Source organism: Brachybacterium huguangmaarense, from assembly GCF_025725725.1.
GTDB lineage: Bacteria > Actinomycetota > Actinomycetes > Actinomycetales > Dermabacteraceae > Brachybacterium > Brachybacterium huguangmaarense.
The window spans coordinates 393,671-416,263 of sequence record NZ_CP107020.1 but is presented as its reverse complement, the minus strand read 5'-3'; the positions used below and the strand labels follow the sequence as shown (position 1 = coordinate 416,263).

General features: G+C 72.8%; 17 protein-coding genes and 1 tRNA gene. 11 read left to right on the top strand and 7 right to left on the bottom strand.

Annotated elements, in window-relative coordinates; genetic code table 11:
- Positions 1-51 precede the first annotated feature (51 nt).
- From BRM3_RS01945 to BRM3_RS01930, 4 genes are all read left to right on the top strand, one after another.
- Complete coding sequence (locus BRM3_RS01945; protein ID WP_263594431.1) at positions 52-903, top strand: SDR family oxidoreductase; 852 nt, start codon at positions 52-54, stop codon at positions 901-903.
- A 136-nt stretch (positions 904-1,039) separates the two neighbouring features.
- Positions 1,040-1,744, top strand: coding sequence for an ABC transporter ATP-binding protein (locus BRM3_RS01940; protein WP_263594430.1), 705 nt, complete (start codon positions 1,040-1,042; stop codon positions 1,742-1,744).
- The gene (locus BRM3_RS01935; RefSeq protein ID WP_263594429.1) at positions 1,741-2,151 is read left to right on the top strand and encodes a hypothetical protein; all 411 of its coding nucleotides are present in this window, start codon (positions 1,741-1,743) and stop codon (positions 2,149-2,151) included. The genes BRM3_RS01940 and BRM3_RS01935 overlap by 4 nt, the downstream gene beginning before the upstream one ends.
- 692 nt (positions 2,152-2,843) lie before the next feature.
- The gene (locus BRM3_RS01930; RefSeq protein WP_263594428.1) at positions 2,844-4,055 is read left to right on the top strand and encodes a hypothetical protein; all 1,212 of its coding nucleotides are present in this window, start codon (positions 2,844-2,846) and stop codon (positions 4,053-4,055) included.
- Positions 4,056-4,116: 61 nt separating this feature from the next.
- Here BRM3_RS01930 and BRM3_RS01925 read toward each other — a convergent pair whose 3' ends face one another.
- The 5 genes from BRM3_RS01925 to BRM3_RS01905 form a co-directional block, all read right to left on the bottom strand.
- Complete coding sequence (locus tag BRM3_RS01925; protein WP_263594427.1) at positions 4,117-5,586, bottom strand: FAD-dependent oxidoreductase; 1,470 nt, start codon at positions 5,584-5,586, stop codon at positions 4,117-4,119.
- Positions 5,587-6,049: 463 nt separating this feature from the next.
- A complete protein-coding gene (locus tag BRM3_RS01920) occupies positions 6,050-6,979 on the bottom strand; it encodes a formate/nitrite family transporter (RefSeq protein WP_263594426.1) in 930 nt (309 codons plus the stop codon).
- A 246-nt stretch (positions 6,980-7,225) separates the two neighbouring features.
- Complete coding sequence (locus BRM3_RS01915) at positions 7,226-7,903, bottom strand: AIM24 family protein (protein ID WP_263594425.1); 678 nt, start codon at positions 7,901-7,903, stop codon at positions 7,226-7,228.
- Positions 7,904-8,083: 180 nt separating this feature from the next.
- Complete coding sequence (locus tag BRM3_RS01910; RefSeq protein ID WP_263594424.1) at positions 8,084-10,411, bottom strand: heavy metal translocating P-type ATPase; 2,328 nt, start codon at positions 10,409-10,411, stop codon at positions 8,084-8,086.
- Positions 10,404-10,628, bottom strand: a complete 225-nt coding sequence (locus tag BRM3_RS01905; protein ID WP_263594423.1) for a heavy-metal-associated domain-containing protein — start codon at positions 10,626-10,628, stop codon at positions 10,404-10,406. Before BRM3_RS01905 ends, BRM3_RS01910 begins: the two co-directional genes overlap by 8 nt.
- 141 nt (positions 10,629-10,769) lie before the next feature.
- Here BRM3_RS01905 and BRM3_RS01900 point away from each other — a divergent pair, with 141 nt between their 5' ends.
- The 6 genes from BRM3_RS01900 (at position 10,770) to BRM3_RS01875 (ending at position 18,557) form a co-directional block, all read left to right on the top strand.
- Positions 10,770-13,037, top strand: a complete 2,268-nt coding sequence (locus tag BRM3_RS01900) for a serine/threonine-protein kinase (protein WP_263594422.1) — start codon at positions 10,770-10,772, stop codon at positions 13,035-13,037.
- 428 nt (positions 13,038-13,465) lie between these two features.
- Positions 13,466-14,275, top strand: coding sequence for a DsbA family protein (locus BRM3_RS01895; RefSeq protein WP_263594421.1), 810 nt, complete (start codon positions 13,466-13,468; stop codon positions 14,273-14,275).
- A 77-nt stretch (positions 14,276-14,352) separates the two neighbouring features.
- Positions 14,353-14,424, top strand: a tRNA-Thr gene (locus BRM3_RS01890).
- Positions 14,425-14,666: 242 nt separating this feature from the next.
- Positions 14,667-15,554 (top strand): iron uptake transporter permease EfeU, encoded by an 888-nt coding sequence (gene efeU, locus BRM3_RS01885; protein ID WP_263594420.1) that lies wholly within the window; start codon positions 14,667-14,669, stop codon positions 15,552-15,554.
- A gap of 82 nt (positions 15,555-15,636) precedes the next feature.
- The gene (efeO, locus tag BRM3_RS01880) at positions 15,637-16,977 is read left to right on the top strand and encodes an iron uptake system protein EfeO (protein WP_263594419.1); all 1,341 of its coding nucleotides are present in this window, start codon (positions 15,637-15,639) and stop codon (positions 16,975-16,977) included.
- Positions 16,978-17,042: 65 nt separating this feature from the next.
- Positions 17,043-18,557: a Dyp-type peroxidase gene (locus BRM3_RS01875; RefSeq protein ID WP_263594418.1), complete on the top strand. Its 1,515-nt coding sequence runs from the start codon at positions 17,043-17,045 to the stop codon at positions 18,555-18,557.
- A 26-nt stretch (positions 18,558-18,583) separates the two neighbouring features.
- Here BRM3_RS01875 and BRM3_RS01870 read toward each other — a convergent pair whose 3' ends face one another.
- Together BRM3_RS01870 and treS are read right to left on the bottom strand one after the other, a co-directional pair.
- Positions 18,584-19,372, bottom strand: a complete 789-nt coding sequence (locus tag BRM3_RS01870) for a TetR/AcrR family transcriptional regulator (RefSeq protein WP_263594417.1) — start codon at positions 19,370-19,372, stop codon at positions 18,584-18,586.
- Entirely contained in the window at positions 19,369-21,168 is a 1,800-nt protein-coding gene (gene treS / locus BRM3_RS01865) for a maltose alpha-D-glucosyltransferase (RefSeq protein WP_263594416.1), read from the bottom strand. The genes BRM3_RS01870 and treS overlap by 4 nt, the downstream gene beginning before the upstream one ends.
- A gap of 261 nt (positions 21,169-21,429) precedes the next feature.
- Between treS and BRM3_RS01860 the strand changes: the two genes are divergently transcribed.
- Positions 21,430-22,449: a siderophore-interacting protein gene (locus tag BRM3_RS01860; RefSeq protein ID WP_263594415.1), complete on the top strand. Its 1,020-nt coding sequence runs from the start codon at positions 21,430-21,432 to the stop codon at positions 22,447-22,449.
- Positions 22,450-22,593 lie beyond the last annotated feature (144 nt).

Here is a 22,593-nt window from a genome sequence, read left to right as displayed (position 1 = left end):
CGGTGCTCCGAGGGGCGCCGCCGCACACCACGACCTCTGAGGAGTCCTGCCATGACCATCGTCGTCTTCGGAGCCACCGGCCAGCTCGGCCGCCATGTCCTGACCTCCCTGCGGGCGCACGGGGTCGCGCCGACCGAGGTGCGCGCCGTCGGCCGCAACACCGAGCGCCTGTCCGAGCTCGCCGCCGAGGGCTTCGCGACCGCTCGCGCCGATCTCGACGACCCGCCCACCGTACGGACCGCGGTCGAGGGGGCCGACACCGTGCTGCTCATCTCGGCGAGCGAGCCGGGCCGGCGCCTGCCCCAGCATCGCGCCGTGATCGACGCCGCCCGCGAGGCCGGCGTCGAGCGGATCGTCTACACCTCGCTGCTCGACGCGCAGGACACGGCCCATGTGCTCGCTCCCGAGCACAAGGCGACCGAGGCGCTCCTCGCCGAGTCGGGGCTGACGACCACGATCCTGCGCAACGGCTGGTACACCGAGAACTACGTGGGGGACTTCGCGAGCGCACGCGAGCGCGGCGTGATCGCCAACGCGGCGGGCGGGGCGAGGATCGCGAGCGCCCCGCGCGCCGACTACGCCGAGGCCGCCGCGGTCGTGCTCACCACGGACGGCCACGCCGGCAGGATCTATGAGCTGGCCGGCTCCTACGCCTGGACCTTCGAGGAGTTCGCGACCGCCGCCTCCCGCGTGCTCGGCAGCGACGTCGAGTACCGCGCGCTCACCGACGACCAGGAGAAGCAGGCCCTGCTCGAGGCCGGCCTCGACGAGGGCACCGCGTCGTTCGTCGTCGCCCTCGCCGCCGACAGCCGCCACGGGCTGCTCGACGCCTCGGGCGAGCAGCTCGAGGCGCTCATCGGCCACCCCACCGCCTCCCTCGAGGACCAGCTCCGCACCTTGTGACCGCGCCGCGGGGCATGGACCGGTGATCGGCGGGTGCATCGAACGATGCGCTCGCCGATCACTGCCCCGTCGGGAGTGAGTCGCATCCCCTCACCGGGAGCGTTCGGCTCCGTGGCCGCATCGAGGGAGCTGGGCCGTGGGTCTTCATCTGCGCGACGTCTCGTTCGCCTTCGACGACGGGGACACGCCCCGCATCATCTTCGACGACGTCACGATCGACCTGGAGGCCGGTCGCGTCTATGCCGTGATGGGTCCGAGCGGCTCCGGGAAGACCACGCTCTTCCGGCTCGCCTCGGGCGAGCTCACCCCGAGCGCGGGCACGGTGCTCGTGAACGGCTCGGCGCCACGGGCTTCCGTTGCACGGGCCCGGTCGAAGGGCGCGAAGACGTCGAAGAGCTCGGAGACGACGGCCCCGCCGCCCGTGATCGCGCGGATCTTCCAGGAGTACCGGCTCGTCCCGTTCCTGACGGCGCTCGAGAACGTGCAGCTCCCGCAGGAGATCGCCCACACCCTGCACGACGAGCCGGACCGTGCGGCCCAGCTCCTGGAGCGTCTCGGACTGTCCGATCGTGCCGGGGCGCGCACGGACTCGCTCTCGGGCGGCGAGCAGCAGCGCGTGGCGATCGCCCGCGCCCTCGTCGGCTCCCCGGAGGTCCTGCTCGCGGACGAGCCCACCGGTGCGCTCGACCCCGGGGCGATGGACGCGATCGCCACCTTAGTCGGCGACCTCGCCCACGACCTCGGCATCCTCGTGGTGATCGCGACCCACGACCCGCTCGTCGCCGCGCATGCCGACGTGCTGCTCCGCCTGGAGGAGCGCTCCCTGGTGTCCGCCGCATGAGCATCCGCACCCGCGTCGCGCTCGGTGCTGCCCGCAACGCCCCGGGCACCGCGGTGCTCCTGCTGCTCATGACAGCTGTCCTCTCCTTGGGCTCCTTCCTCCTGCTGGGCGGCTCGCAGCGGTATCTGGACGCCGTCGAGGACGGGGCTGCCTCGACCTTCGGCGACTATGGCTATCAGTTCGGCGGCGGGGACGACGCCAGCCGGGCCGTCTTCGAGGGCGGGACGGACACGGGTGAGTTCACGGCCGTGGTCACGGCGCATGGGGCGATCGGCTCCGTGGACGGGGGTCGCGCCACGACCGGGACCGTGCGTGAGCTCTCGGGTGCCTCCCGGTTCGGACAGGTGATCCAGGGGCGTCGCCCTGCCGCGCCGGGCGAGGTCTCCCTCTCGACAGCCACGGCGTAGCAGCTCGGCGCGAGCGTCGGAGGCGAGGTCGTGCTCGATGCGATGGACGCCGAGCTCGGCCACGCCCCGTACACCGTCACCGGCATCACCGTGAACCCTGCGGCGCGGGACGAGGTCCTGGCCGTCGCGGTCTCGCGCGCCGACGACGTGGGAGAGCGCGCCCAGGCCTGGGTGGGTGACACCAACCCGGCTGCCACCGATGGCACCCTGCAGGCCGACGTGCAGTCCGCGAACCTGCACATCGTCACCCGCGACCAGGCCGAGGACAGAGCGCGACGCGAAGCCCAGAGCAGGGTGTTGGGTGCCCTGCGCCCGATCGAGCTCTTCGCCTTCGTGCTCGCCGCAGCCGCCCCGGCGGGCGTGCTCAGCGTGGTCGTCACGAGACTCGGCCCGGTGCGCGAGGCGCTCGAAGGCGCCGGTCAGTCGGCCGGGGGAGCGCTCGTCACCGCCGCCGGCGCGCTCCTCGCGCTGCCGGTGCTCGGCGCCGCCGTCGGCATCGCCCTGGGCATCGGCACCCTGCACTGGGGCGGGCCCGCGATCGCCGCCGCATTCGTGCTCGGATATACGTTCTCGCGCTCGCCTGCACTCTGGTCCTCGCGACCCGGCGACGGCTCCAGTCTCCGGTCGCCCAGGAGGTCGTGCTGTCCAGGCGTGCTCGCCGATGGACGTGCGTCGCAGCCGGGGCGGGGGTGGTGCTCGCCCTTGCCCTCATCGCCGTCCGTCTCGCGCAGGTGCTGCTCGACGGACACTTCTTCGGCTTCGCGCTCCTCGCCCTCACGCTTCCCCTGTTCGTCCTGCGGCTCCCGTGGCTGCGCTCCACGCCGATCCATCAGCGTGCTGCTTTCCCGGCGAGCCCGGCCCACCTCGTCCCCCTCGCCTCGGCCGCGCTGCTGTGCCTGATCACGAGCTTTGGCTCCGCAGGGCTCGTCGCGGACGTCACCTCCCAGAAGACCCTCGACCCGCACGCCGGGTTCCTCGATGTGGAGTACCTGACCTCGCAGGACGTCGCCTACCTCCGGGCCACATATCCCGACATCATGAGGGAAGGCATCGTCCTCCGCTGGCCCGACGACTCGGCGGCGCAAGCACGAGCGACCACCCCGGAGGACATCGCGTGCTTCGCGAGTGCGGTGGGCTCGGGCCAGGACGCTGAATCTGAAGGCTATCTACAGCTCATCGCCTTTGCGCCGTCATCCGGTCCCGGCTCCGACCTCGCGGGGACGGTCAGCACGGTCCTGGTTCCGCCCGGCGTGACCTCCGTGCCCATCGTCTTCTTCGAACCGGCGAACGGTCGTGTGCAGTCGACGGGTGAACTCACCGTCGCGCACCGCTCCTCCGCCATCGGCGGGAACGTGCTCCCTGCTGTCATCCTCCCGGCGGACTCGGCCGACGCCGCTGCGATCGGCATCGTGCCCTCCGATCAGGGCGTCGAGGTCTACATTCCCGACTTCACCGTGTTTCCGGACGATGAACGCAACGATTTCCGCTCCGATGTGCTGACCCGGAGCGGCTACGCGTTCGTCTCGGAGAGCAACTCCACCGATCGGCTCCAGCAGACCACGACGGCCTTCACGTACAGCGCGTTCGCAGCCCTCGCAACCCTGGCCGTGGCCATCCTGTCGTCGCTCATGCTCGCCGCGCACCAGCGTCCCCTGCGCGAGGCCGTCGAGCTCTTCGCCCCCTCGCGCTGGCAGCGTGTGCGCGTGGTCCTCCCGCACGCGACGGCGTGGATCCTGACGGTGGCGGTCTCGTGTTCCGTCGGCACCGTGGCGTCCGCATGGTCGTTCCCGCAGCTGCTGACGCCGGGCGCGTACGACCCCCGATGGTTCTGGGCGATGCCGATCCCCGCCGTCGTGGTCGCGATGGTCGTGGCGCTCGTGATCGCCGCTCGCGAGCAGCGCTGAGCGGCGATCCGATCCGGCCCCGATGCCCGGACGCCCCGGCCCGGGGGTCGCGACTGCGGTGTCAGCTCCTGCTGTCGGCGGTCTCCTTCATGCCGTCGCGGGCCACCTGCACCATGTCCTCGCGCTCGACGACCTTGATGCGGGGGCGGGGCTCGCCGTCGGCATCGGTCGCGGCGGCCCCGCGGGCCACTTCGTGCGCGTCGAGCGCCATCCACCCGTCCCACGTCGTGTAGGCGACGCCCTTGTCGTCCAGCAGGCGCAGCACCGAGTCCGCGTCGCGGTCGACGGCCGGCGTGAGCACGCCGTCCTTGATGTCGGTCATGAGCGAGCTGATCGTCTCGACGGCGTCGGACTTGGTCGCGCCGATCAGACCCACCGGGCCGCGCTTGATCCAGCCGTTGGCGTACACGCCGGGGATGGGCTCGCCGACGCCGCGGGTCACGCGGCCGGCCTCGTTCGTGATGACGCCGCGGCGCGGATCGTAGGGCACGCCGGGCAGCTCGGAGCCGTGGTAGCCGACGGCGCGGTACACGGCGCCGAGGTCGTAGTCGACCATCTCGCCGGTGCCCACCAGGGCCCCGCCGTCGTCGAGCCGGGTGCGCTCGAAACGCATGCCGACGACCGTGCCGTCCTCGCCGAGGACCTCGACGGGCCGGTGCCAGAAGTGCAGGTGGAGGCGGCGCTGCACGGGCCCGCCGTGCGCGTCGGTGGGCTCATCGCCGGCGGCCTCGCGGCGCTGCTGCTCGGCGAGCCAGCCCTCGAAGGTCGCGAAGATCTGGTCGGTGCGCTTGTCGGCGCGGATGACCTCGCGCTCGGCGTCGGTGATCTGCTCGAAGTCGCGCGGGTCCAGCACGATCTGGACGCCGCGCGGATGGGCCAGCTCGCGGGTCTCGAGCGGGGAGAACTTGGTCTGCGCCGGACCGCGACGCCCGAACACGTGCACATCGGTCGTAGCCGCGTCCTGGAGCCCCTCGTACACGTTGGCGGGGATCTCGGTGCGCAGCAGCTCGTCGGCCGACTTCGAGAGCATGCGGGCGGCGTCGAGGGCGACGTTGCCGTTGCCGATCATCGCGACGTGCTCGGCCGTGAGCGGCCACGTGCGCGGGTAGTCGGGGTTCCCGTCGTACCACGCCACGAAGTCCGCGGCGCCGAAGGAGCCCTCGAGGTCGATGCCGGGGACGTCGAGATCGGCGTCCTTGAGCGCGCCGGTCGCGAAGATGACCGCGTCGTAGCGCTCGTGCAGCTCCTCGAAGGTCAGGTCGGTCCCGAACTCGACGTCGCCGATGAAGCGGATGTCGCCGCGGCCGAGGATCCGGTGCAGGGCCGTGATGATGCCCTTGATGCGCGGGTGGTCGGGCGCGACGCCGTAGCGGATGAGGCCGAAGGGTGTGGGGAGCGCGTCGAAGATGTCGCACTCGACCTCGAGCTCGCCGGACTTCACCTCCGGCGTGCGTGCGAGGGTCTCGGCGGCGTAGACGCCGGCGGGCCCGGCTCCGATGACGGCAAGTCGGAACGGCTGGGGGGAGAACATCTCACCTCGGGTTGTTCTGGGCGCCGAGGGTCCCGGCGCCGATGGCGGCATGGTCACGCGCCCGGTCCGAGGCGACGGCCGGCTGCGGCGCACGCGGCGCGCTGCTCGGTGCCGGGGCCTGGGTCCGGACGCGGAATTACGTCCCAGCCTATACGCGAAATTGCCGCAGGAGCCGGTCGCGGGCGACGGACGCGGTGAGGGTCACGTGAAGGATGGGGAGCGCGAGGAGAGCGGGGTGGAGGGGCGGGGGCGGTGCTTCCCGCCCGCGGCAGGACCCGCCAGGAGCACGACGAGGGGCGACGATGCGGACGGGGCGTGGTACGCAGGGACGAGCGCGCAGAGGGGCGCGGCCCGCGGGATCGACGGTGGTGAGGATGGCACGGACGAGCCCGCCCGTGGACCGTGATCGGCGATCTGCGGTCCGCGAGCGGGCTCATCGCGAGGGGTCGGGTGCGCTCGCCGCTCAGCGGCCGGGCGTCGCCTCGGTGTCGGCCACCGCGGCCGGGGCCTCGGCGGCCGCCTTGCGGGCCGGGCGGATGTAGCAGGCCCAGAAGTAGACGCCCACGAAGACCGCGCCGCCGACGATGTTGCCCAGGATGACCGGGATCAGGTTGTCGAACACGATCGCGCCGGGCGTGATGGCGGCGAAGGTCTCCAGCGTCACGCCGGCCTTCGTGATCGCCTCGCCCTGCCAGAAGGAGTCGGGCGCGAAGTTCTTGACGAGCCAGCCCATCGGCAGCATGAACATGTTGGCCACGGAGTGCTCGAAGCCGCTCGCCACGAACAGGGCGATGGGGCCGACGATCGCGAGGATCTTGTCGGCGGTGGAGCGGCCGGAGTTCGCCATCCACACCGCGAGGCACACGGCGAAGTTGGCGAGGATGGCGAGGAAGAACGCGTGGCCCCAGGTCAGCGTGACCTTGCCGAGCGTGGCGTTGAGGACCACCAGGCCCCAGGCGCTCTTGTTGGACGACGGGGTGCCGGCCCACAGCACGAGCAGGGCGACCACGACGGAGCCGATGAAGTTGCCGACGAGCGACACGACCCAGTGGCCGAGCCAGCGACCGGCGCCGAGGCGCTTGGACAGCAGCGGCATCACGGTCATCGTGGTGCCGGTGAACAGGTCCGAGCCTGACACGACCACGAGCATCAGGCCGACGCTGAAGACGACGCCGCCGAGCACCTTGGCCGGGCCGACCGGGAAGGGGGCGCCGAGGCCCTGCTGCGAGGTCACGAAGAAGATGAAGCCCAGCGCGATGAACGCGCCGCCGGTCAGGGACAGCAGGAACATCTCGAACCAGGGCTTGGTGGCCTTGGCGAGCATCGCGTCCTCCGTCGCCGCGGCCATGGCGGCCGGGGTGGGGATGACGAGTTTGGAGGAGAGGTCAGTCATGGGAGGAAGCGGCTTTCGACGGGCCCGTAAGGGCAGGGGCGAGGGACGCACGAAGCCGCCGCGCGGGCACGATCACAAGGGTCGGAGCCTCCAGGGCGCGTCGGCGCGCCGGGCTTCATGACCCCAGAAGTCTAGGTCGTGGCCCGCGAGCGCGTGGGGGATCGAGGTCCCGGGTGCCCGGCTCGAGCTCGGTCGGGGACCGGGCGCCGGGCCGTCGGGGCGGCGGCTGAGCGCCTCGCCCGCGCCTCAGCCGGCCTGTCCCGTGGGCAGGCCCTCGGACGGCTGGACCACGACGAAGCCGGGGCCGTGGAAGGCCAGCTGGAACGACTCGCCGGAGCCGCGACCGATGAGGGAACCGAACTTGAAGTCGTTCTTGAGCTGCGGCTGCAGGTTCGCGGACCAGCACACCGCGGCCTGCGGGTCGACGTAGGTGGGCTGCTGCGAGCAGTCCAGCAGCATGGGCGGCCCATCGGAGGTCACGGCGACCATGCCGTGGCCCTGCAGCAGCAGGTTGAACAGGCCGCCGGCCATGATGCCCGCGCCGCCCAGGGAACGGATGTCCCACTGGATCGAGGCGTCGAAGGCGAGCATGTTCGAGGTGTTGAGGGTGAGCGCGTCGCCCTCGAGCTGCAGCAGGAAGATGTCGTGGGCGCGGCGGGCGTAGAACACCTCGCCGTTGCCGCGCGTGCGCATCATGTTCGCGCCCTCGCCCGTCGCCATCTTCTTGAGCAGCTTCATCCCGCCGCCCGAGCCCTGGTAGGAGAAGTCCATCTGGCCCTGGTAGGCGACCATGGCGCCCGCCGAGGCGATGATCTCGGGGGACTGCGGAGTCAGCGCGCAGCGCAGGAGCTTGGGGGACTGCAGGGTCCACCGGTCCGTGGTCTGCTTCTCCCGGTTGCTGGCGTCGAACAGGTTGCTGCGCATGGCGATCCCCTCGAAGGTGCGGAACGTACATCTCCGGGGCGTGCGCCCGGGAGCGGCAGTCCCGATCCTCGCACAGTGGTGGCGGGGATCTCGCCTGTGCCCACCGTGCATCGGCGTGCCCGCCGTGCACCGGGAGTCCTGCCGCGCACCGGGCGTGCGGCGCCCGGTGCGCGGCGCGGCTCAGCGGAAGCGGCGCAGGCGCAGCGAGTTGCTCACGACGAACACGCTCGAGAACGCCATGGCGGCGCCCGCCACGAGGGGGCCCAGCAGCCCCAGCATCGCGAGCGGGATCGCGATCACGTTGTAGACGAACGCCCAGAACAGGTTCCAGCGGATCGTGCGCAGGGTCGCGCGGGCCAGACGGATCGCGGTCGGCACGCTCGCGATCGAGCCGTCGGAGGCCACGATGTCGCCGCTGGCCATGGCCGCGTCCGTGCCCGAGCCCATGGCGATGCCGAGGTCGGCGCGGGCGAGGGCCGCGGTGTCGTTGATGCCGTCCCCGGCCATCGCGACCTGCCCCGTGCCCTCACGCTGCAACGTCTCGACCAGGTGCAGCTTGTCCTCGGGCGTGACGCGCGCGTGGACCTCCTCGATGCCGAGCTCGGCGGCGACGGCCCGCGCGGCGGCGGGGGAGTCCCCGGTCGCGAGCACCGGGCGGATGCCCAAGGCGCGCAGCGCGTCGAGGGCGGCCGGGGTCTCGGGCCGGACCGTGTCGCCGAGGGCGATCACGCCGCTCACGACCCCGTCCACGAGCACCGTGCACACCGTCGACCCCGTGCGCCCGGCCGCGGCGACCGCGTCCGCGAGGCGTCGGGGGAGGGCGTCGGTCTCGTCGGCCCGGCGCACCTCGACGGCGCGCACCGCGGCGCCGTCGTCCACCTGGGCCCGCACGCCGGCCCCGGCCTGGGCGGTGGTCTCGGTGGCCGTGAGCGCGCGCAGACGCCCGGCCGCGGCGTCGTCCGCCTCGGCGGCGTCGAGGACGGCCCGCGCGATCGGGTGCTCGCTGCCGCGCTCGACGGCGGCGGCGAGGGCCAGGACCTCGGCGCGCCGGGCGTCGTCGAGCACGGTCACGGACTCGACCGCCATGGTCCCGGTGGTCAGGGTGCCCGTCTTGTCGAGCACGATCGTGCGCACCTCCCGGGTGGCCTCGAGGGCCTCGGCCGAGCGGATCAGCACGCCCAGCTCCGCCCCGCGGCCCGTCCCCACCATGATCGCGGTGGGGGTGGCCAGGCCCAGGGCGCACGGGCACGCGATGATCAGCACCGCGACGGCGGCCGTGAACGCCTGCTCGGCCCCGTGCCCGGTGACGAGCCAGCCGACGAGGGTGAGGATCGCGAGCACGATCACGATCGGCACGAATACCGAGCTGATGCGGTCGACGAGGCGCTGCACGGGCGCCTTGGAGGTCTGGGCGTGCTCGACGAGCCGCGCGATGTGCGCCAACTGGGTGTCGGCGCCGACGTGCGTCGCCCGCACCTCGAGGCGCCCGTCGGCGTTGACCGTCGCTCCGGCGACGTCGTCCCCGACCGTGACCTCCTCGGGCATGCTCTCGCCCGTGAGCATCGAGCGGTCCACGGCGCTCGAGCCGGCGACGACGACGCCGTCGGTCGCGATCTTCTCGCCCGGCCGGACGACGAAGACATCGCCGACGCGCACCTGCCCGATCGGCACGGTGCGCTCGACCGTGCGGCCGTCGGGGTCCAGATCGAGGATCGTGGCGTCCTTGGCTCCGAGGTCGATGAGCGCGCGCAGCGCCTCGGCCGAACGGTGCACGGCGCGGGCCTGCGCCCACCGCCCCAGCAGGATCAGGGTCGTGACCACCGCGGCGGACTCGAAGTAGACCTCGTGGTGCCCGCCCGCGAGCGCGGGCGTGAGCGAGAAGTCCATCCGCATGCCGATCATGCCGGCGCCCCCGAACAGCAGCGCCCAGAGGGACCACAGATAGGCGGCCGACACCCCGAGCGAGACGAGGGTGTCCATGGTGGTGCCGCCGTGGCGGAGGTTGATCGCGGCGGCCCGGTGGAAGGGCCACGCGCAGTACACGACGACCGGCGTGGCCAGGACGAGCACGACCCACTGCCAGCCGGGGAACTGCAGCGGCGGGATCATCGACAGCACGACGATCGGCACGCTGAAGGCGGCCGAGACGAGGGTGCGGCGCAGGGCGTCGTGCTGCTCGGCGTCGGCGCGCGCGGCGCTGTCGGCGCCCGGATCGACGCCCGGGGCGAGCTGCGCCGCGTCGTCGCGCACCCGGGCGCCGTAGCCGCCCTTCTCGACGGCCGCGACGAGCTGCTCGTCGGTCGGTCCGTCGGCGTCGACCACGACGGTGGCCCGCTCGAGCGCGAGGTTCACCGCCGCCTCGGTCGCGCCCTCGCGGCGCAGCTTCTTCTCGACGCGCGCGACGCAGCTCGCGCACGTCATGCCCGACACGTCGAGATCGACGCGGCGGGTTCCGGTCGCGGGCTGCTCGCCCGGGGCCCCGGCGGGGCGGTGCAGGGTGTCAGTCATCGGCGAGCTCGTAGGCCTCTCCGGCCTCGGCGATCGCCGCGACCAGATCCTCGCGCGCGAGAGGTGCGGCGGAGGTGACGGTGAGCGACGAGGTGCCGCCCGCGACCAGCTCGACGTTCGCCTCGGTGACCCCGTCGATCTCCGAGACCTCCTCGGTGACGGCGCTCGCGCAGTGCCCGCAGGTGAGGCCGGTGATGCCGTAGGTGCTCGTGGTCATGAGGTCCTCCTGGATCGTCCGTGGGTGGCCGGGGCTCCGGTCGCCATCGACGACGACAATACCCCTAGGGGGTATAGGGGGCAAGCGGGGTCCGACCGTGGACGGACTCCCCGTGACGATGCCCCGTCTAGCATGACGAGCATGACGGAACCGTCCTCCTCGTCTTCGCCCGCGCGCGCCGTCCAGCGCGATCCCCGCCTGCGCATGCTCGCCGAGGAGTCCGGGTACGAGGTGATCTCCCGGATCGGCGCGGGCGGCATGGGCATCGTCTACCGTGCGCGCGACGCCGACGGCCGTGACGTCGCCATCAAGCTCCTGCGCCCCGAGATCGCGGACGACCCCCGTGCCCGCGAGCGCCTCGAGCGCGAGGTCGCGGCCCAGCAGCGCGTGCGCCACGAGAACATCGTGCGCGTCCTGGACGCCGAGCTCGAGTCGCCCGAGGCCTTCGTGGTCACGGACTTCGTGCCCGGCCCGACCCTCGAGGACGCGGTGCGCGAGCACGGCGCCCTGCATCCCGAGGCGGTCCGCGAGATCGGGATCGTGCTGGGGGAGACCCTGCGCGACATCCATGCCGCCGGCATCGTGCACCGCGACCTCAAGCCCTCCAACATCCTGCTGCGCCGCGCCCAAGTGGAGGACCTCACGCAGTACGACCCCGACGGGCCCGGGCTCGACCCCGTCATCATCGACTTCGGCATCGCCCAGGCCGCCGAGCAGTCCCGCCTGACCTCCACGGGGCTCGTGATGGGGACCGCCGCCTACCTCGACCCCGAGGTGGCGCGCACCAACATCACCTCGACCGCCTCGGACTGGTGGTCGTGGGCCGCCGTGCTCGCCTTCGCCGCGACCGGCCGCGAGCCCTTCGGATCCGGGCGCGCGGAGATCGTCTTCTTCCGGGCCGACCGCGGCGAGCTCGACGTCGACGGCCTCCCGACCGAGCTCGCCGGGTGGCTGCGCGACGCCCTGCGCGCCGATCCCCAGCGGCGCGAGGACCCCGCCGACCTGCTCGCGCGGCTCGAGGGCATCGACCTCGAGCGCTTCGACGATCCCGGTCCGACCGAGGCGCTCGCGGCGGGCGACCCGGACCGCACCCAGGCGCTCCCCGTCGCCGGCGCCCCCACCGCGGCCTTCGCGGCGGGCGCCGCAGGGGACGCGGACGCGACCCAGGCGCTGCGCGGCGGCGAGGCCACCGAGGCGCTCCCGCGTCGCGAGGCGGACGCCACGCAGGCCCTCCCGGTCTCCGATGCGGACGCCACCCAGGCCCTGCCCGCCTCCGATGCCGCGGCGACCCAGGCCCTCCCGGTCGTCGACGCCGACGCCACCCGGGCGCTCCCGCACGTCGCCCCGTCCGCCTCCGATGCCGAGGCGACCCAGGCCCTTCCCGCCGCGGATCCCGATCGCACCCAGGTGCTGCCGGCCGTCGGCGGCGATGCGCGCGGGGGCGACGCGCGGGACGAGCGCACGGAGCGGGCGGGCCGGGCAGACCGTACCGAGGCGTTCCCCGTGGTGGGGGCCGACGGGCCCGCGACCGAGGTCATCCCGCCCGTCCGGGCCGACACCCGCGTGATGCCCGCGATCCGTGACGACATGCCTCCGCCGTATGGCGCCGATCCCGGCCCCGTCCGCCGGGCTCCCGAGGCCTTCGCGCCCGCCGCGCCCGGCTACCAGCCGTCGCCCCAGGGCTATCCGCCCCAGGACGTCCGCTCCCCGGCGCCCGCGGTGGCCCCGAACCCCACCCTGACGCCGCAGCCCGCGCCCTACGGCTACGGGCCGGGCGGCCAGCCGCTCGCGCCGGGCGGCTACGCGCTGCCCGTGCCGCCGCCGCGACGCCCCCTGCTCGTCTGGCTCGGCCACGCGGTGCTCGTGGCGCTCGCCGCCGTCGCGCCCTACGTCTCTCTCGTCCTGCTCCTGGTCCTCGGCGCCCTCAGCCGCACCTGGGAGCGCTCACACCGCACGGTCGCCGCGGGCCGGGCGCGGGGCAAGGGGACCGGGGCGGCCTGGGGGGCCGGCTTCGCCTCGCTCCCGCGCTTCGCGCTCGGACTCGTCGAGATCGCCCTGACGGCGCTGTTCCCGCTCATCCTGGGCGCGCTGCTCGCCGTGAGCGTCGACGCCGTCTGCCACTACGTGCTCGCGACGGACCTGCCCGCCTCGGCGCTCTACGCCGGCGCCGTCGCCGTGACGCTGCTGCTGACCTGGTTCGGCATCGGCGGGCGCACCACGCGCGACGGCGCCCACCGGATGCTCGACGCCGCCGCGCCGGACCGCGTGTGGGCGCTCGTGGTCGGCGGTCTGCTCGTGCTGCTGCTGGGCGCCGTGATCGCGACCGCGCTCGCGCGCGGCGGAGAGGTCGACTACATCCCCTTCTTCTCGTGGCCGCGGCTGGACGAGCTGCTGCCCTGGAGGGCGTGAGGACCCGAGCGCGTCGGGCGCTCCCCGCCGTCTGCACGCTGTTCGCACCTGCACATCACGCGCTGCCCCGCCTGCCCATCGAGAACGCACGTTCGGGCGCCGTCGGTCCTCCCCGCCTGCGCATCGAGATCGCCTTTTCGGGCGGAATTCTCGAGGAATTCCGCCCGAAAAGGCGATCCCGATGACGGTGACGGCGCGACGCCAGGGCGTGACGCCAGGGCGTGACGCCAGGGCGTGACGCGACGGCGTGGGGCCACGCCGCGACGCCCCACCGTGGCGACCTGCCCGGCTCTCTCGCCCGACGTCCACCCTGGCGGCGAGGCGCGATGGCGCCCGCGCCACGGGGACGCTCAGGGACGTCCCCGTAGACTGTGCGCGCCGCCTTGCGGCACCCTGTCCATCGCACGCGCAGCACCCCGGGAGACTTCATGGCGCCGTCCGGATCGTCCAGCTCAGCACAGGAGCGCCGCGAGGCGCAGCGTGAGGAGCTGCGCCGCCAACGGCAGGCCGAGCTGCGGCGCCAGAAGCGCATCCGCACCGGGGTGATCTCCGTGATCACCGTCGTCGCGCTCGTGGTCGTGTTCGGGATCGGCTACTGGATCTACCAGAGCACCCGGCCCGCCGGCCCGGTGACGGCCCCCACGGGCATGGCCGCCGACGCCTCGTCCTACGAGATCGGCGCCCGGAAGGACAAGCCCGTCGTGGACCTGTACCTCGACTACATGTGCCCCGTGTGCGGCCAGTTCCACCAGATCAACGGCGACGACCTCGACTCGATGATCCAGAACGACGAGATCACCCTGCACGTGCACACCCGCACGTTCCTCGACGGGAACTCGAGCACGGGCGACTACTCGACGCGGGCGGCGAACGCGGCCGCGTGCGTCTGGGACGACGACCCCGAGAACTTCTGGGCCTTCTCGGACCTGCTGTTCGACAACCAGCCCGCCGAGGGCTCGGCAGGGCTGACCAACGCCCAGCTCACCGACTACGCGACCCAGGCCGGCGCCTCCGACACGGTCGGCCAGTGCATCACCGACAAGACGCACGCCTCATGGCTGCACGAGGTCGTCGAGGGCGAGGCGAAGAAGACGGACACGAACGGCACCCCGTACGTGCTCATCGACGGCACGCCGTTCACGGACTGGTCCACGCCCGGCTCGCTCGCCTCCGCGGTGGCCGCGGCCGGCGGCTCGAGCGCCTCGGACGCGGGCGGCGCCTCCGACGGCGGCAGCTGAGCCCCGTACAATCGCCGAGGATCGACGGCCGGGCCGCAGGCTCGCGCCACGGGTCCGCGCGGGGATCCTCCCCGCCCGCTGGAGTGGCGCAACGGTAGCGCAACGGTCTTGTAAACCGTAGGTTGCGGGTTCGATTCCCGTCTCCAGCTCTGTCCGATCCCGAGCCGCCGTCGGGACGTTCATCCCCGTCGACGCTCTCACCTGCACCGTCATGGCCAAGGACACGATGGACAAGCCGTTGAGGCGCGCCTTACCTTAGTGAGGGAGCGGCCCAACCGGGCCTCCTGCTGAGCCCCGCCCGGGATCGGGCGGGCCGGTCTCCGTCCACGGGCAGGCCGGTCCCGCGCCGAACGCCCCCGGGCGACCCGGCACCCGCTGCGCCGGAGACGCGATGTTCTTTCCCAACCTGCTGATCGCCATGCGCGAAGGTCTCGAGGCCTCGCTCGTCGTCGGCATCCTCGTCGCCTACCTCGTCAAGGTCGGACGCCGCGACGTGCTGCCCAAGCTGTGGGCGGGCGTCGGGATCGCCGTCTGCATCCCGCTCGCGCTCGGCGTGATCCTCACGTGGGGGCCCAAGACCCTCACCTTCCAGGCCCAGGAGATCCTCGGCGGTTGCCTCTCGCTCGTCGCGGTCGCTCTGACCACCGGGATGATCTTCTGGATGTCCAAGCACGCCCGCTCGATGAAGGGCCAGCTCGAGTCCGAGCTCGACAAGTCGCTGCGGCGCAGCGGCAGCGGCTGGGGCGTCGTGGTCATCGCGATGGTCGCCGTCGGCCGCGAGGGCATCGAGACGGCGCTCATCATCTGGGCCACCGTCAAGTCCTCGATCGAGAACAGCATCTGGGCCACCACCGCCGGCATCGTCGTCGGCTTCGCCGTCGCGATCGTGCTCGGCCTGCTCATCTACCGCGGCGCGCTGCGGCTGAACCTGGGCGTGTTCTTCACCTGGACGGGCGCGTTCCTGATCCTCGTGGCCGCCGGCATCACGGCCTACGGGATCGGCGACCTCCAGGAGGCCTCGGTCCTGCCGGGCTGGGGCCACCACGCGTGGGACTACTCCGCGCTGATCGGCACCTCCCAGTCGCCCGTCTACTGGCTCTACACGATCGGCAACGCGATGTTCCAGGTCAACGCGCAGCCGACCGTGCTGCAGACCGTCGGCTGGCTCGTCTACTTCATCCCCGTCGCGATCCTCTTCGTCCTGCGCACGCGCACCGCGCGGCCCCGGACCGCGAGCTCGCCGGTCGAGAGCGCCCCGCGCGCCTCCCTCGGCGCCTGACCCCGCCGCCGCGCCGGCCGTCCGGCGCCGGCGCGCCCCTCGTCGCCCCGTCCCTTTCCGCACGACACCTCAGGAGCACCTCATGACCGCCCTTCCCGACCGCCGCGCCGTGCTGCGCACCGGCGCCCTGTCCGCGACCGTCCTGGCGGCCGTCGGCCTCGCCGGCTGCACCGACAACCCCTCCTCGTCCGGCTCCTCGGACGGCGGCGGGACCCAGGCCGCCGGCGGGCCCGTCACGGTCAGCATCAGCGACGACGCGTGTGACCTCTCGAGCACGTCGTTCCCCGCCGGGCAGGTCACCTTCAAGGTCACCAACAAGGGCACCTCGCCCAACGAGTTCGAGATCCTCGCCTCGGACAAGCTGCGCATCATCTCCGAGCAGGAGAACATCGGCCCCGGCACCTCGGTCGAGCTGACGACCGCCCTCGAGGAGGGCGAGTACTACGCCGCGTGCAAGCCCAACATGGTCGGCGATCTCGTGGGCCTCACGAAGATCACCGTCACCCCGGGCGAGGCCGTCGCGATCGACGAGGACACCAAGAAGCTCGAGGACGACGCGGTCACCAACTACACGGCCTACATCAAGGACCAGGTGGGCCAGCAGGTGACCGCGACCCAGCAGTTCACCGAGGCCTACGTCTCGGGCGACACGGACACCGCCAAGTCCCTGTTCTCGCAGGGTCGCCGGTTCTACGAGCGCATCGAGCCCACCGCGGAGGCCTTCGGCATCAAGGAGGCCGGCGATCTCGACGTGGCCCTCGACCTGCGCATCCAGGACCTCGCCGCCGATGCCGGCACGGCCGTGACCGACCCGACGGTGCTCGCCCAGTGGACCGGCTGGCACCGCATCGAGGCCGACCTGTTCAGCGCCGACCCCGCGTTCCGCTTCGCCGACGACGCCGCGCGCCACGCCGCGGCCGACAACCTCAACGAGAACACCCAGAAGCTCTACGACCTCGTCTACGGCAACATCGAGGGCGCGAGCGGGAAGTTCGCGGTCCAGCTCACCGATGTCGTCAACGGGGCGAGCGCCCTCATGAACGAGGTCGCGACGGGCAAGATCGTGGGCGAGGAGGACACCTTCTCCCACACCGACCTCGACGACTTCCAGGCCAACGTCGAAGGCGCCCAGGTGGCCTACGGCAACGTGCAGAAGCTGGTCGAGAACGCCGACGCCGACCTCGCCTCGACGATCGACCAGCAGTTCTCGGACGTCCAGACCGAGCTCGACAAGTACAAGGACGGGACCACCCCGGACGGCGGCCCGAAGTTCGTGGACTACTCGACGATCGCCGCGGTCCAGAAGGACGCCGGCGAGGCGCCGACCGACGCCGACTACACCGAGCAGCAGCGGGAGATCTCCACGAAGGTCAACGCCCTGTCCGAGTCGCTGTCGAAGATCGCCGGGACGATCCTCCACTGAGGTGGACGAGACGGTGCGGCCGGGCTCCCGGCACCGGCCGCACCGCCTCCTGAGCAGGGAGCATGATGGCTGACACGCACGACGAGCACCGCACCTCCGGCGAGGCGGCCCCCGCAGGGGCATCCGGCGGGGACCCCACGGGCGGCGGCGCTCGGCCCAGCGGAGCCCGCGCGGGAGCCGGCGGCGCGAAGAGCCGCGGCGAGGACGAGCACGGGGCGGCACGCTCGCGCGGCATCGGTCGCCGGGGCCTGTTCGGAGCCGCCGGCGCCTCGCTCCTGGCCGGCGGGGCCCTCGGCTACGGGGCCTCGCGTCTGACCGGAGGCGGCGCGAGCGCGAAGGACGAGCTGCTCGAGGGCACCTATCCTTTCCGCGGCGACCATCAGCAGGGCATCACGACGCCCGCCCAGGACTACCTCTTCACGGCCGCCTTCGACGTCACGACCGACGATCTCGAGCGCCTGCGCTCGCTCATGGGCGACTGGTGCGTCGCGGCCCAGCAGATGTGCGCCGGTGAGCTCGTCGGCGGCGAGCCGTTGGCCAACCCGCAGGCGGCGCCCACCGACACGGGCGAGACCTGGGGCTACCCGCCCAGCTCCCTCACGATCACCGTCGGCGTGGGGCCGACGCTGTTCACGACCGCGGACGGCGTCGACCGCTTCGGCCTCGCCGCCCGCTCGACGGGCGTCCTGGACGAGGGCATGCCGCGGTTCGCCAACGAGGCGCTGCAGGCCGAGCAGTCCGACGGCGACCTCGTGATCCAGGCGTGCGCCGACGACGCCCAGGTGGCCGTGCACGCCATCCGCAACCTCACCCGCATCGGCATGGGCACCGTCGCCCTGCGCTGGACCCAGGTGGGACAGGGGCGCACCTCCTCGACGTCGACGGGGCAGGAGACCCCGCGCAACCTGTTCGGCTTCAAGGACGGCACCATCAATGTCAAGGCCGAGGACGGCGCCGCCGAGCTCGACTCCCACCTGTGGGTCCAGGAGGGCGACGAGGGCGGCGACTGGCTCGCGGGCGGCACCTACCTCGCGATCCGCAAGATCCGGATGCGCCTGGAGTCGTGGGACCGGCTGCGCCTGATCGAGCAGGAGCAGATCACCGGACGCGACAAGCGCTACGGGGCGCCGCTCTCGGTCGCCGACCCGACGAGCTCCGACGACGAGTTCACGGCCCCCGACTACACCGCCCGCGACGGCGGGGCGGAGGCGATCCCCGTGGACGCGCACATCCGCATCGTCTCGCCCGAGAACAACGACGGCCACCGCATGCTGCGGCGCGGCTACAACTACACCGAGGGCAGCGACTCCCTGGGCCAGATCCGGGCGGGCCTGTTCTTCCAGGCCTTCGTGCGGGACCCGCGGGCGGGCTTCTACCCGATCCTCACCCGCATGACGCGGTCCGACGCGATGACCGAGTACCTCCAGCACGTCGCGAGCGGCCTGTTCGCGATCCTGCCGGGCGTGGGGCCCTCCGACACCATGTTCGGCCAGCGGCTGTTCGGGGAGAAGGGCTCTCCGCTCCCGGGGGCCTCCGATGCCGGCGGCGCCTCGGACACGGGCGGCGCCTCGGGCGGCTGACCGACCGCGGGCGGCTGCCCGCGGACTCAGCCGATCCCGGTGCCGACGGCCGTCACGAGCGCGCGGAGGTAGGCCTCGAAGGCGCGTTCGCCCGCCCCGGGAGATGCGCCGCCCGCCTCGGCCGGCGCGGTGCCGTCGCCCGAGCCCGGGCGCAGACGGAGCTGCTCGAGCGGGCGCAGACGGAGCTGCTCGAGCTGCACCCAGCCGTGCACGCCGGCCCATCCGGCGTGCGCGATCGCCTCGGCGCGGGTGCGCGCCCGTGCCGACGAGGGATCGTGCACCCGGTCCTGCTCGACCACGCGGACCGCCTGCTCGCGGATGGGCCCGAGCATGCCGTCGATCGCCGCGGCGAGCACCGCCGAGGGCTCCTGGGCCCGCACGCGCGAGCCGTCGCGTCCGCCCCGCAGGCCGCCCACGTCGATGCCGCGCCCGCGCGGGGCGAACATCGCCACGTAGAGCGACGGGCTCTCGTGCGCCCAGGCGCGGTAGGCGCGCCCCAGATCGGCGAGGGCCCGCAGCGGATCCGGGTCGGGCGCGACCGAGGCCAGCGCGATGCCGAGCTGGGCGAACCCCTCCGCGAGCACCGCGTCGAGCAGCCCCTCCTTGCCGCCGAAGAGGGAGTACACGGCCTGCGTCGAGGTCCCGGCGTCCCGGGCGAGGGCCCGCACGCTCAGGGCCGCGGGGCCGCCGTCGGTGAGGGCGGCCGTCGCGGCCGCGACGAGCTCGTCGCGCAGGGAGTCGTCGTAGGGCCTCAGCGCAGGCCGGGCTCCGCCGCGAGGGGCGGGAGCGGCCCCGTCGCGGCGGGTGGGGCTCATGCCGGCTGGCTCTCCTCGTCCGTCACGAAGATGGCGGGCATCGCCGTGGTCTCGGTCGCCGGCTCGCCGTCGGCGCGCAGCGGACGGATCTTGAGCCAGAAGTACCCGTGGCCGCCGAGCGTCAGCGTGACCCGGCCGTCCTCGCCGATGCGCGGGAACTCCCCGCCGCCGAACAGATCGCGCACGGTCCGCTTCGGATAGGCGTTGAGGTCGAGCACGGTGGTCACGGGCTGCCCCGACAGGTTGAAGACGCACAGCAGCGTCTCGGCGTGCGAGGCCGCCTCCTCGCCGTGCTCGGAGCCGTCGTAGGTGCGGGTGAAGGCGAGCACGCGCTCGGAGTCGGCCGGCACGTTGACGTAGTCGCCCATCCCGAACGCCGCGTGCTGCTTGCGGATCGCGAGCATCCAGCGCACATAGTTCAGCAGCGAGCTCGAGGTCGCCATCTGCGCCTCGACGTTGGTCGTCGAGTAGTGGTAGACGAGCGACTGGATCACCGGCAGGTACAGCTTGCCGGGGTCCGTGATCTCGGAGAAGCCGGAGTTCCGGTCGGGGGTCCACTGCATCGGCGTGCGCACCGCGTCGCGGTCCTCGAGCCAGATGTTGTCGCCCATGCCGATCTCGTCGCCGTAGTACAGGAACGGGGAGCCGGGCAGGGACAGCAGCATCGCGTGGATCAGCTCGATCTCCGCGCGCGAGTTGTCCAGGAGCGGGGCGAGGCGGCGCCGGATGCCGATGTTCGCCCGCATGCGGGAGTCCGGCGCGTACCAGCCGAGCATCGCGCTGCGCTCCTCGCCGGTGACCATCTCGAGCGTCAGCTCGTCGTGGTTGCGCAGGAACGTGCCCCACTGCGCGCCCGCGGGGATCGCGGGGGTGTCGGCGAGGATGTCGATGATCTTGGCGGCGCTGCCCTCGCGCAGGGCGTAGTACAGGCGCGGCATGACGGGGAAGTGGAAGCACATGTGGCACTCGGGGGCGTCGGGGCTCCCGAAGTACTCGACGACGTCCTGGGGCCACTGGTTGGCCTCGGCGATGATGACGCGCCCCGGCCAGTTGGTGTCGACGAAGGCACGCAGCTCGGCGAGGAACTCGTGGGTCTGCGGCAGGTTCTCGCCGTTGGTCCCCTCCTCCTCGTAGAGGTAGGGGATCGCGTCGGCGCGGAAGCCGTCGATGCCCTTGTCGAGCCAGAACTTGACGACGTCGAACATCGCCTCGCGGACCTTGGGGTTCTCGAAGTTCAGGTCGGGCTGGTGGGAGAAGAAGCGGTGCCAGAAGAACTGGCGGCGCACCGGGTCGAACGTCCAGTTCGACTCCTCGGTGTCGACGAAGATGATGCGCGCCTCGGAGTACTTCTCGTCGGTGTCCGACCACACGTAGAAGTCGCCGTAGGGCCCCTCGGGGTCGGAGCGCGACTCGAGGAACCACGGGTGCTTGTCGGACGTGTGGTTCATCGGCAGGTCGATGATCACGCGGATGCCGCGGCGGTGGGCCTCGGAGACCAGGCGCTCGAAGTCGGTGATCGACCCGAACTCCGGGAGCACGCTCTCGTAGTCGGAGATGTCGTAGCCGCCGTCGCGCAGCGGGGAGGCGAAGAACGGCGGGAGCCAGAGGCAGTCGATGCCGAGCCACTGCAGGTAGTCGAGTCGCTCGATGAGGCCCGTGAAGTCGCCCGAGCCGTCCCCGTTGCCGTCGGCGAAGCCGCGGACGAGCACCTCGTAGAAGACGGCCTTGCGATACCAGTGCGGGTCGTAGTCGACGCCGGGTCCCTGCAGGTTGAACTGGGCGTTGGTGAGGGGCACGGGCGGGCTCCTTCTCAGAGGTCGGCGGACGCGTCCCAGCCTAGATCAGCCCTGCCCGCTCCGGACCGCTCGCGCATGCGGCGAGACGAGTCGGTCCGGAGCGGCGTCGTCACGGCCGGGCGGCGACTCGCGAGCGTGCCGCGGCACGGCGCCCGATGGGGCGCGGCTCACCCCGCCGAGGGCGCTGCCCCCGCGACCCGCGCTGGTAAGGTCGGCCTTACCTGGCCGTCCCGCCGGGTCCCCACCATCACGAGGAGTTCCGTGGCACGCAGCTCTGTCACCTGTCTGGACGGGGAGGTCCTGCGCATCCAGGACCTCGGCCCCACCTTCCGGCGCATCACCTTCGGCGGCCCCGGCATGGCCGATTTCGGCATCGCAGGTCCTGCCCTCGACATGCGCCTGAAGCTCGTGATCCCGCCTGCGGGCGTCGGCGAGGACGAGCGCTTCGACCTCCCCGGGCTCGTGGACCGCGCGACCGAGCCGGGCATGTCCTGGTACAAGGAGTGGCTGCAGGTCCCCGAGGCCGAGCGCGGGGCGATGCGCACGTACACCGTGCGAGCGTGGCGCGACGCGGAGCGCGAGCTCGACGTGGACCTCGTGCTGCACACCGACGCGGACGGACACAGCGGCCCGGCCGCCGCCTGGGCGCAGCATGCGGCGGTCGGCGACCGTCTGCACATCCTCGGCCCGCACCGCGAGTTCACGGGCGACACCGGCGGCATCGAGTTCGAGCCCGGTTCCTCACGGGACCTGCTGCTGGCCGGTGACGAGACCGCGGTCCCCGCGATCGTCTCGATCCTCGGCTCCCTGCCGCCCGAGGCGACGGGCTGCGCGCTGCTCGAGGTGCCGCGGGCCGAGGACGTCCAGCCCGTGACGGCTCCGGCCGGGCTCGACGTGCGCTGGCTCGTGCGCGGCGACGCGACGGTCGGATCGCGCCTCGAGGACGCCGTGCACGAGGTCGTGCGCACCCGCGAGGCCGCGGGAGAGGACTGGGGTCACGGCGCCGCGACGTCCGGAACGGCCCAGGACGCGGAGCTCGAGGAGATCGACATCGACACGACCATCCTGTGGGAGGTCCCGCACCGCCTCACTGCGGCCGCCCACGCGAGCGGGCCCGCCGCCGAGGGCGAGGCCGACGACGCCCGCCGCTTCTACGCGTGGATCGCGGGGGAGGCCGGCGTGGTCAAGGCGCTGCGCCGCTACCTCGTGCGGGAGGTGGGGGTGGACCGCCGCCAGGTCGCGTTCATGGGCTACTGGAGGATCGGCAAGGCCGAGGGCTGAGCGGCCGGCAGCCGCGCCCGTGGCCCGTGCCCGCGCCCACGCCCGTGCCCACGCCCGTGCCCGTGGTCCGCGGTCCGCGTGTGTGCCCGTGCCCGCGTGCGGACCGCGGTGTCGCGGTCACGGTCCGCCAGGGGGCGCAGCGTC

What these genes read in the sequence shown, in the direction of transcription:
- BRM3_RS01945 (WP_263594431.1), top strand. Translation starts at nt 52, where the DNA reads ATGACCATCGTCGTCTTCGGAGCCACCGGCCAGCTCGGCCGCCATGTC.
- BRM3_RS01935 (WP_263594429.1), top strand. Translation starts at nt 1,741, where the DNA reads ATGAGCATCCGCACCCGCGTCGCGCTCGGTGCTGCCCGCAACGCCCCG.
- BRM3_RS01925 (WP_263594427.1), bottom strand. Translation starts at nt 5,586, where the DNA reads ATGTTCTCCCCCCAGCCGTTCCGACTTGCCGTCATCGGAGCCGGGCCC.
- BRM3_RS01920 (WP_263594426.1), bottom strand. Translation starts at nt 6,979, where the DNA reads ATGACTGACCTCTCCTCCAAACTCGTCATCCCCACCCCGGCCGCCATG.
- BRM3_RS01915 (WP_263594425.1), bottom strand. Translation starts at nt 7,903, where the DNA reads ATGCGCAGCAACCTGTTCGACGCCAGCAACCGGGAGAAGCAGACCACG.
- BRM3_RS01910 (WP_263594424.1), bottom strand. Translation starts at nt 10,411, where the DNA reads ATGACTGACACCCTGCACCGCCCCGCCGGGGCCCCGGGCGAGCAGCCC.
- BRM3_RS01905 (WP_263594423.1), bottom strand. Translation starts at nt 10,628, where the DNA reads ATGACCACGAGCACCTACGGCATCACCGGCCTCACCTGCGGGCACTGC.
- BRM3_RS01900 (WP_263594422.1), top strand. Translation starts at nt 10,770, where the DNA reads ATGACGGAACCGTCCTCCTCGTCTTCGCCCGCGCGCGCCGTCCAGCGC.
- BRM3_RS01895 (WP_263594421.1), top strand. Translation starts at nt 13,466, where the DNA reads ATGGCGCCGTCCGGATCGTCCAGCTCAGCACAGGAGCGCCGCGAGGCG.
- efeU (WP_263594420.1), top strand. Translation starts at nt 14,667, where the DNA reads ATGTTCTTTCCCAACCTGCTGATCGCCATGCGCGAAGGTCTCGAGGCC.
- efeO (WP_263594419.1), top strand. Translation starts at nt 15,637, where the DNA reads ATGACCGCCCTTCCCGACCGCCGCGCCGTGCTGCGCACCGGCGCCCTG.
- BRM3_RS01875 (WP_263594418.1), top strand. Translation starts at nt 17,043, where the DNA reads ATGGCTGACACGCACGACGAGCACCGCACCTCCGGCGAGGCGGCCCCC.
- BRM3_RS01870 (WP_263594417.1), bottom strand. Translation starts at nt 19,372, where the DNA reads ATGAGCCCCACCCGCCGCGACGGGGCCGCTCCCGCCCCTCGCGGCGGA.